The following is a 6,827-nucleotide window of genomic DNA, read 5'->3' on the forward strand; positions in this document are numbered from 1 at the left end:
CACCGCCGCCGCCCGCGCCGGTGCCTGCGCCGGTCGTGGCCAAACCGGCTGCGCCACGGCCTTCGTCAGCGGCTGAAACACCGCAAGAACGGGTCGCCCGGCTCCAGCGCGAAGCAGAGGAAGCGCGGCTTTCGGTGCTTGAACAGCAAACCCGCCGCGAGACTGAAGAACGGTTGCGCGTTCAGGAAGAAGAGCGTCGCCGCACTGAAGACAATCGCAAGGCCGAGTCAGAAGATGCTGTGCCTGCAGCTGTTGCTGCGCCAGTACCTGAGGCTGCTGCGGCCAGCGAACCTGAAGCCGCCGCTGATGCTGGCGCCGCCGCGGCTGAAGAAGCACCGCGCGGTGTCGCAGCGCCGGCTGCCCGCCGCTTTACCCCGGTGGCCGCGCCCAAGCGGCCCGAGCCGGCGGCCAAGAAGATCGCCCATCCACGTGACAAGACCAGCACCGAACGGCGCCATTCAGGCAAGTTGACCGTTTCCAAGGCGCTTAATGAGGATGAAGGCGCCCGCGCCCGCAGCCTTGCCGCGCTTAAGCGTGCGCGTGAAAAGGAAAAGCGCGCCCACTTTGGCGGCAATGCCCAGCCGCGCGAAAAGCAGGTCCGCGATGTCGTTGTGCCCGAAGCGATCACGGTCCAGGAACTGGCAAACCGGATGGCCGAAAAGGGTGCTGATCTGGTCAAGGCACTGTTCAAACTGGGCATGCCGGTAACGGTCAACCAGACGATCGATCAGGATACGGCTGAACTGCTGGTCGAAGAATTCGGCCACAACATCACCCGCGTTTCGGATAGCGATATCGATATCGATACCGCAGAAGACGTTGATGCGCTGGAAACGCTGAAGGCACGCCCGCCAGTGGTGACGATCATGGGCCATGTCGATCACGGCAAGACCAGCCTGCTTGATGCATTGCGCGGCACCGATGTGGTGCGCGGCGAAGCTGGCGGGATCACACAGCATATCGGGGCTTATCAGATCAAGACCAAAGGCGGCGATCTGGTCACCTTCCTTGATACGCCGGGCCACGAAGCATTTACCGAAATGCGCCAGCGCGGTGCCAATGTCACCGATATCGTCATTCTGGTGGTGGCCGGTGATGATGGGATCATGCCGCAGACAATCGAGGCGATCAATCACACCAAGGCGGCCGGTGTGCCGATGATCGTGGCGATCACCAAGTGTGATAAGCCGGAATACAATGCCCAGAAAATCCGCGAACGTCTGCTTGAACATGAGATCGTGGTCGAGGCGATGTCTGGCGATGTTCAGGATGTCGAAGTCTCGGCCCAATCGGGCAAGGGGATGGATGAACTGATCGAAAAAATCCTACTGCAATCCGAAGTGATGGAGTTGACGGCCAATCCGGATCGCTCGGCCGAAGCAACCGTGGTCGAAGCCAAGCTTGACAAGGGCAAGGGCCCGCTGGCGACCGTGCTGATCACGCGCGGCACGCTGAAAGTGGGCGACATTCTGGTTGTTGGCACCCACGCTGGCCGCGTTCGCGCGATGCTGGATGACAAGGGCCGCCAGATCAAGGTTGCACCGCCGGCACTGCCGGTGGAAGTGCTGGGGATCGGCGGCGTGCCGATGGCCGGCGATACGCTGACCGTGGTTGAAAGTGAGGGCCGGGCCCGCGAAGTGGCCGCATTCCGTCAGGAACAGGCCACCACCAAGCGCACCACCACAGCGCCTGCCAGCCTGGAGAACATGTTCTCTGCACTGAAGGCGAAATCGGATGTGATCGAATATCCGGTAGTGATCAAAAGCGACGTGCAGGGATCGACCGAAGCAATCGTCAATGCCCTTAACAAGCTTTCGAACGATGAGATCAAGGTCAAGGTGCTGCAATCCGGCGTTGGCGCAATCACCGAAAGCGATGTGTTGTTGGCCGGGGCCAGCGGCGCGCCGATCATCGGCTTCCATGTTCGCCCCAATGCCAAGGCGCGCGAGCTGATTGATCGCCAGAAGGTGCGGATGAAGTACTTCGATGTGATCTATCATCTGACCGATGACATCGCCAAGGAAATGGCCGGGATCTGGGGTCCGGAACGGATCGAGCATGTGGTTGGCCGGGCCGAGGTCAAGGATGTGTTCCCGGCTGGCAAGCGCGACAAGGCGGCTGGCCTGCTGGTGCTTGAAGGCGGGATCAAGAAGGGGCTGTTTGCGCGCCTTACGCGCCAGGATGTCATCGTCTCGAAAACCACGATCGCTTCGCTGCGCCGCTTCAAGGACGATGTCCCCGAAGTCCGCGCAGGCCTCGAATGCGGCGTGTTGCTGCAGGATACCAACGATATCAAGGCCGGCGACATGCTCGAAGTGTTCGAAGTGGAAGAACGCGAACGGACGCTTTAGGTCCGAAATGGACAGAATGAGTTGACCACAGTTTCCGTCTGATATAGACGGAAACTGTGGAAGTGCGCTATGCCAAAGCGGCGTTGAAATCGCTGTTACGCTCGAACAAGAGGGTGTTGATCGAGCGCAAGATCAACGAATTGGCTGTCAGCCCACTGGCTTCCAATTCGAACGTCACCAAGCTTGTCGGCCGGGACGAGTATCGTCTCCGAGTGCAGGATTGGCGTGTTATCTTCTGCATCGATGGGTCAATTCTGGCAATCGAGCAAATCGGCCCGCGTGGGTCCATCTACGAGGAGTGAAACGATGACCGTGCAGTTTGTCGAGATCGCCGGTGCGCAGATGGTGGTCCTTAGCCGTGAAGAGTTCGTGCATCTGTCCGAAGCGGCAGAGAACTATGCCGATATTGTTGCGGCGGTCAAAGCGGACGAGCGTCGCGCCTCTGGCGAAGAGTATATTCCCGCCGAGATTGTCCATCGTTTGATAAACGGAGAAAATCCTTTGATGGTCTGGCGACAACATCGCGGGCTGACGTTGGATGGCCTTGGTGAGATGGTCAGTCGGCAAGGTTCGTTCATTTCCAAGTTGGAAAAAGGGCGTGCCGAAGGTGGAATCAGGCTCTGGCAAGAGCTCGCCAAGGCGCTCAAACTCGATCTGGAAGATCTCTTGCCAGTTGCAGGCGATTGATGGCACCAGCCGCCACCCCCGAAACCCGCTCGGTCCGCCTGCTGAAGGTGGGCGAGCAGGTGCGCCATGTGATCAGCGAATTGCTGACTCGGCAGATGGTCCATGACGAGGTGTTGAGTGCCCACGCGGTCAGCGTTACCGAGGTGCGGATGAGCCCGGATCTGCGCCATGCGACCGTTTTCGTGAAGCCGCTGCTGGGCTCGGATGATGCGGTTGTGCTCAAAGCGTTGCGCACCAACACGGCGTTCTTTCAAAAGGAAGTGGCGGGCAAGCTGAAGCTCAGATTTGCAGCGAAGCTTAAATTCCTGTCCGATGAAAGCTTCGATGTGGCTGAGAAAATCGAAGAGCTGCTGCGCGATCCCAAGGTTCAGCGCGATCTTGATTAAGCGGCTGCGCCGCGCGGCGCGGTGCGGCAAGATGGCGCTGTGCTTTCAATAGGTTGAGAGGATTGCCATGCGCCGGATTTTGCTCGTGATAGCTTGTGCGGTGATGCCGCTGGCACTGGCGCCCGCTGCGGCCGACGAACCCAGGGTTGCCGAAAAGTATGCTCAGCCGGGCCTGTTCGTGCAACAAGGCGAAACATGGTTCTTCAAGATCGTCGATGGTCAGCCGGCTTCCGCACGTACGGGCCTTGACGATGAAAAGCCCGGCGAAGATGAGATCAAGGTGTCGCTTGAGGGCGGGAACATGATCGTGCTCAACGGTTCGGGCACCGCATACAATTATCAAGCCTTCATCGCCAAAAAACCCGGCGACAAAGGCAATCGCACCAGCGTCTGCACGCTGATCCCCGGGGTGACGATGTATGAGAATTGGCCGCAAGCCTTGCCCGGCATCCGCTTGGTCAATTTCACCAAAGCAGGCGACGGGATGATCTGCGCCTGATTTTCAGCTTGGCATCAGCCGGGCATCGATGGTGATCTTCACAGTCTTGCCGATTGCCCAGCCATAGGCGTTCATCCCGAATTCGCGGCGATTGATCGTGGTAGTGGCGCGCAGCTGCACCGGATCGCGCCCGCTTGCCCGGGCGGGTGGATCGCGGAATGTTACCGCAAGGCTGGCCGGGCGGCTGATCCCGCGCGCGGTGATTGTGCCATCAAGCCGGGCTGAAACCGGCCCGTTCATGGTCATGCGTTGTCCGGTGAAGGTGATTGCCGGGTGGCGGGCAACGTCGAAGAAATCCTTGCCGCGCAGCTGTGCGGTATCGCCCTTGCTGCCAGCATCCAGCGCCCGCGCATCCAATTCGACATACAGATCGATTTCGCCGAGCCGATCTGGCGTGATCCGGATCGCACCTTTCATCACCGGAAACCGCGCAGTCTTGCTGCCCACACCAAGGTAGGAAACCTTGGCGGTTACAGTGCTGTGCGCATTATCAAGCTGATAACGATAGGCTGGCGGCGCCGCAGCAAGCGAGGCCAGTGCCGCCATGGCAAACAGTCTTCGCAAGGCCGACCCTTTCGTTTGCGATCAGTGCGGAGTGCACCGCCCATGCCAGCCCTGTCAATCGCGCTGGCACTTTCGTCTCAGCCGATTAAGGAATGGCGATGGCCAAACTCTATTTTTACTACGCCAGTATGAACGCGGGCAAATCGACCACGCTGCTCCAGGCGAATTTCAACTACCACGAACGCGGCATGGCGACCATGCTGTGGACCGCCGCGCTGGACCATCGGGGGGGCGACAAGGCGATCGAGAGCAGGATCGGCCTGCACGCACAGGCCCACCGCTTTGATGGCGCAACCGATCTGGGCGATCGGATCGGGGCAACGCACCGGGTAGAACCCTTGGCTTGCGTAATGGTGGATGAGGCCCAGTTTCTGACCGAAGCGCAAGTCTGGCAGCTGGCCAAAGTGGCTGATTTTATGGGAATTCCGGTGCTGTGCTATGGCCTGCGGACCGACTTTCAGGGCGAGCTGTTCCCCGGTGCCAAGGTGCTGCTGGGGATCGCGGATTCGCTGATCGAGCTCAAGGCCGTGTGCCACTGCGGCCGCAAATCGAGCATGAACCTGAGGGTCGATGAAAGCGGCGCCGCGGTGGCCGAAGGCGCGCAGACCGAGATTGGCGGCAACGACCGCTATGTTGCGCTGTGTCGCAAGCATTTTGTTGAGGCGTTGGGGTGGTGAGGCAAGACCCGCTGGGGTTGCTGTCCGTCCTGCAAGATGGGTCGCTGCGGCTGGAACCGCTGGCCGAGCATCACCGCGAACCCTTGCGCGAGGCCTGCGGCGAGGATGCGGCGATCTGGGAGATGTATGGCATCTCCTATGATTCCGATCATTTCGATGAGAGTTTCACCCGGCTGCTGGCCAACCCGGACCGGCTGCCGTTCGCGATACTGGTGGACGGCGATCTGGCCGGGATGACGGCCTGGATCGGGACCAATCTTGAATGGCGGACGGCTGAGATCGGCAACACCTATTTGCGCCCGAAATTTCGCGGCGGTGCAGTCAATGGCCCGCTCAAACGATTGATGCTGGCGCATGGCTTTGCTTGCGGGCTCAAACGGATGTTCTTTTCGGTCGATACCCGCAATGCCCGCTCGATGGCGGCCTGCGAAAAGATCGGGGCCCTTTTCGAAGGGGTGCTGCGCAACCATATGATTACCTGGACCGGGTATCTGCGCGACAGCGCGATCTATTCGGTGGTAGAGCGCGACCGGGAGAAATTAGGCTTATGAATGATACCATTATCCAGGCTGCGGCGCTGATCGTGCCGTTGATCTTTGCGATCGTTTTTCACGAGGTGGCGCATGGCCTGACCGCGCGGGCACTGGGCGATGACACTGCGGCGCGCTTGGGCCGGCTCAGCCTGAACCCGTTCAAGCATGTCGATCCGGTGGGAACGATCATTGTGCCTGGCCTTTTGGCACTGGCGAAGTTTCCGGTGTTCGGCTGGGCCAAGCCGGTTCCGGTGTTTAACCAGCGGCTGCGCAACCCGCGCCGCGACATGATGCTTGTTGCTGCGGCAGGTCCGGGATCGAACCTGGTCATGGCGCTGATCTCTGCCGTGGTACTTGGCCTGCTGATGCGCCTGAATGGTTCGGGGCAAGAACCGTCGGCAGTGGCGGCATTCGTCTATCTCAACCTGTTCAAATTCATCCTGATCAATGTCTTTCTGGCGCTGTTCAACCTGCTGCCGATCCCGCCATTTGATGGATCGCACATCATGGAAGGGCTTTTGCCCGAAAGCGCGGCGCAGGCATATGGCAACTTGCGCAAATATGGCTTCCTGCTGGTGATTGTCCTGATCGTGGTCCTGCCGCAATTGATCCCTTCATTCGATCCGGTCGGCTATCTGATTGGCGCTCCGGTCAACTGGCTGACCGGCCAATATCTTGGGCTGGTCGGGGCAATCGCCGGGGCCTGACCAGATGCCCGATGGCTGGATCATTCTCGACAAGCCGCTGGGGCTTGGCAGCACTCAAGGCGTGGCCGCGGTCAAGCGCGTCTGCCGCGAAGCTGGCCTTGGCAAAGTCAAGGTCGGCCACGGCGGCACACTTGATCCGCTGGCCACCGGGGTGCTGCCGATTGCCCTTGGTGAAGCAACCAAGCTGACTGGGCGGATGCTTAATGGCGACAAGGAATATCAGTTCACGATTGCGTTCGGGGCTGAGACCGATACGCTCGATCTTGAAGGTAAGGTGATCGCGGAGAGTGTTGTCCGGCCCGCGTGGAAAGACGTAGCGGCCGTGCTGGCGCGCTTTACCGGGCCGATCGTGCAGGTTCCGCCGGTCTATTCCGCGATCAAGGTCGATGGCGCGCGGGCCTATGACCGGGCGCGGGCGGGGGA

General features: G+C 60.2%; 9 protein-coding genes and 1 pseudogene. 9 read left to right on the top strand and 1 reads right to left on the bottom strand.

Annotated elements, in window-relative coordinates; genetic code table 11:
• From infB to ABL914_RS13365, 5 genes are all read left to right on the top strand, one after another.
• Positions 1 to 2,351 (top strand): translation initiation factor IF-2 (gene infB / locus ABL914_RS13345; RefSeq protein WP_391563680.1); only part of this gene is annotated, 2,351 nt, incomplete at its 5' end.
• A 56-nt stretch (positions 2,352 to 2,407) separates the two neighbouring features.
• Positions 2,408 to 2,653 carry a type II toxin-antitoxin system RelE/ParE family toxin gene (locus ABL914_RS13350; protein ID WP_391563681.1) on the top strand — a complete coding sequence of 82 codons (246 nt, stop codon included), beginning with the start codon at positions 2,408 to 2,410 and terminating at the stop codon, positions 2,651 to 2,653.
• A 4-nt stretch (positions 2,654 to 2,657) separates the two neighbouring features.
• Entirely contained in the window at positions 2,658 to 3,038 is a 381-nt protein-coding gene (locus tag ABL914_RS13355) for a helix-turn-helix transcriptional regulator (RefSeq protein WP_391563682.1), read from the top strand.
• A complete protein-coding gene (rbfA, locus tag ABL914_RS13360; RefSeq protein WP_391563683.1) occupies positions 3,038 to 3,424 on the top strand; it encodes a 30S ribosome-binding factor RbfA in 387 nt (128 codons plus the stop codon). The genes ABL914_RS13355 and rbfA overlap by 1 nt, the downstream gene beginning before the upstream one ends.
• A gap of 100 nt (positions 3,425 to 3,524) precedes the next feature.
• Positions 3,525 to 3,923 carry a hypothetical protein gene (locus ABL914_RS13365; protein WP_391563684.1) on the top strand — a complete coding sequence of 133 codons (399 nt, stop codon included), beginning with the start codon at positions 3,525 to 3,527 and terminating at the stop codon, positions 3,921 to 3,923.
• 3 nt (positions 3,924 to 3,926) lie between these two features.
• Here the strand turns inward: ABL914_RS13365 and ABL914_RS13370 are convergent, their stop codons facing one another.
• Positions 3,927 to 4,469 (bottom strand): YceI family protein, encoded by a 543-nt coding sequence (locus ABL914_RS13370; RefSeq protein ID WP_391563685.1) that lies wholly within the window; start codon positions 4,467 to 4,469, stop codon positions 3,927 to 3,929.
• 116 nt (positions 4,470 to 4,585) lie between these two features.
• Here ABL914_RS13370 and ABL914_RS13375 point away from each other — a divergent pair, with 116 nt between their 5' ends.
• The 4 genes and pseudogenes from ABL914_RS13375 to ABL914_RS13390 form a co-directional block, all read left to right on the top strand.
• Positions 4,586 to 5,164, top strand: a complete 579-nt coding sequence (locus tag ABL914_RS13375) for a thymidine kinase (RefSeq protein WP_391563686.1) — start codon at positions 4,586 to 4,588, stop codon at positions 5,162 to 5,164.
• A complete protein-coding gene (locus ABL914_RS13380; RefSeq protein ID WP_391563687.1) occupies positions 5,161 to 5,715 on the top strand; it encodes a GNAT family N-acetyltransferase in 555 nt (184 codons plus the stop codon). The genes ABL914_RS13375 and ABL914_RS13380 overlap by 4 nt, the downstream gene beginning before the upstream one ends.
• A complete protein-coding gene (locus tag ABL914_RS13385) occupies positions 5,712 to 6,404 on the top strand; it encodes a site-2 protease family protein (protein WP_391563688.1) in 693 nt (230 codons plus the stop codon). Before ABL914_RS13380 ends, ABL914_RS13385 begins: the two co-directional genes overlap by 4 nt.
• 4 nt (positions 6,405 to 6,408) lie before the next feature.
• A pseudogene (locus ABL914_RS13390) lies at positions 6,409 to 6,827 on the top strand (tRNA pseudouridine(55) synthase TruB); the annotation flags it as partial.

The sequence above is a fragment of the Novosphingobium sp. genome, assembly GCF_040079535.1.
Lineage (GTDB): Bacteria > Pseudomonadota > Alphaproteobacteria > Sphingomonadales > Sphingomonadaceae > Novosphingobium.